Below are 1,691 nucleotides of genomic sequence, written 5' to 3'. Positions count from 1 at the left end.
GCGCGTCCAGCACCGCCAGCAGGCGGGTCGACAGGCCGGCCACCGCGCCCAGGCCCAGCGCGGCCAGGTCGGCGGTCTCGATGGCGGCGAAGGCCGCGCCGTCCAGCGCGTTGATCTGGCTGCTGCTCAGCACCGCCACCTGCGCCGTGTTCAGCGCGGCGAACTGCTCGCCGTTGAGCGCGGCGATCTGGCGCGTCTTGAGGCCGGCGATGCTGGCCACCTTCAGCGCCGCCAGGTCGCCGCCGTCCAGCTGGCCGATGACCTGCGTGCTCAGCGCGCCCAGCTGGACCGCGTTCAGCGCGGCGGCCTGGGCGCTGGTCAGTTGCGACGCCTGGTGCGCGCTCAGGCCGGCCAGCGCGGCACTGCCCAGGGCCGCCACCTGGGCGCTCGAGAAGCGGCCGAAATCGCTGTCGTCGCTGGCGCCCAGCGCGGCCAGCTGGGCCGAGTTGAGCGCGGCCATCACGGCCACCCGCAGCGCGGCCAGGCTGTTGCCATCCAGCGCCGCGATGTCGGCGGTCGACAGCACGCCGAACTGGCGCGCGGTCAGCGTCTGCAGCTGGGCGCTGGTCAGCGCGTGCAGCTGGTCGGCCTTGAACGCGTGGATCTGCGCCGTGCTCAGCGCGCCGATCACGGCCGCGCCCAGCACCTGCAGGCGTTCGGCGTCGAGCGCCTGGATCTGGTCGGTGCCCAGCGCGGCCACCTGGCGGCTCTGCAGCGCGTGCAGCTGCTCCAGGCTCAGCGCCTGCAGCTGCGCCACGCTCAGCACGCCGATCTGGCGCGAGGTCAGCGCGGCGAAGTCGGCCGTTTCAATCGCGCCCAGTTCGGTGGCGCTCAGTTGCCGGAGCAGGCCGGTGCTCAGCGCCGCCATCTGCCCGGTGGTGAAGGCGGCGATCTGGCCGGCGCTGAACAGGTCCTCGCCGTCCTTGCGCCGCAGCGGCAGGGCCGCCACCTGGCCGGGCTTGAGCGCGGCGATCTGCCCGGTGCCCAGCGCCTGGACCTGCTCCGGCCGCAGGGCGGCGATCACGCTGTTGGCCAGCAGGCTGATCTGTTTGGTGCGGATCGCCGCCAGCGCCTCGGACGACAGGCCGCCGATGCCCTTGGCGTTGAGCATGCCGGCCTGCGTGGCGGTCAGCGCCGCCAGCTGTTCCGGCGTCAGCGCCGTCATGAAGGCGCTCGATTGCGAGGCCAGGCCCAGGTTGTTGGCGCGCAGCGCCGCGAAGTCTTCCGGGCGCAGGGCGCCGACGCTGGCGGCCGGCATCGCCCCCAGCTGGGCGGCGCTCAGCACGCCGGCCTGGGCGGTGGTCATGGCCGCGATGTACTCGGTGCCAAGGCGGGGCATGTCGGCGGTGGTGAGCCGGGTAATCAGGCGCGTGCCGCCGGCGGCAAACTGCGCCGGGGTCAGGCTGCTGTCGAAGGTCATGTCGTTTCCTTTTTGATGAAGTGGTCCAGGCGCAAAGTTGGGGGAATCAGAAATATTGAGGAAATGCTATGCACGCGCAGCAAAAAAAGCCCGCGCAATGCGGGCTTGCCCGAGGCGTTCCGGCGGGCTATTTGGGCACCGCCAGCACGCCGTGGCCGGCGCCGCCCTGCAACGCCTTCAGCCGCAGCACGTCGCTGTCGGCTTGCGCGCCGGCCGCGTCCTGGCCCAGCTCGCGCACCTGGCGCAGCACGTCGGCCATGCGCGCGGCGTT

1 pseudogene is annotated in these 1,691 nt (G+C 72.6%); it reads right to left on the bottom strand.

The features are described from left to right. Positions 1-1,420, bottom strand: a pseudogene (locus GTP90_RS35625) (hypothetical protein); the annotation flags it as partial. Positions 1,421-1,691: the final 271 nt, after the last annotated feature.

The organism is Duganella vulcania (genome assembly GCF_009857655.1).
GTDB classification, from domain to species: Bacteria; Pseudomonadota; Gammaproteobacteria; order Burkholderiales; family Burkholderiaceae_D; genus Rugamonas; species Rugamonas vulcania.
Note: the sequence above shows the minus strand (reverse complement) of the source record. Positions and strands in the feature narration are given on the sequence as shown.